The sequence below is a fragment of the Micromonospora sp. DT228 genome, from assembly GCF_049841595.1.
Classification (GTDB): domain Bacteria; phylum Actinomycetota; class Actinomycetes; order Mycobacteriales; family Micromonosporaceae; genus Micromonospora.
Genome location: NZ_JBNCKO010000072.1, coordinates 1 through 378 on the forward strand (window position 1 = coordinate 1; position 378 = coordinate 378).

Consider the following 378-nt stretch of genomic DNA (forward strand, 5'->3'; position numbering starts at 1 on the left):
CGCCCACACGTGCCCCGCCAGCGACAGCGCGCTGACGGCCGGCAGCAGCACCTTCAGCGCCTTCACCGGGTCACCTCCGACCCGATCGCCGCCGCCCACGCCTGCACGACATTCCGCGGAATCCGGCCGCGCTCCCGCACGGCGTAGCCGTTGGCCTGCGCCCACTGGCGGATCGCGGCACGGCGCGCGGCGGCCTCCGGCCCGGTGCCCAACCTCTGCCGCAGCTCGGCGAGCTCGGCGGTGAGCTTGGCCTCCTTCTCCGCCAACTCCCGGCGACGGGCCTCGGCGGCCTGCTCGGCCTCCAACCGGCCGGTCAGCTCCGCCACCAGGGCACCAATCCGCTCGGCGAGCTGACGGGTACGGCCGGCCTCGCTGCCC

General features: G+C 76.2%; 1 protein-coding gene. It reads right to left on the reverse strand.

The features are described 5' to 3' along the window. Positions 1-62: 62 nt before the first annotated feature. On the reverse strand, positions 63-378 hold a 316-nt coding region (locus ACLQ29_RS35460), incomplete at its 5' end, for an Lsr2 family DNA-binding protein (protein WP_425775713.1).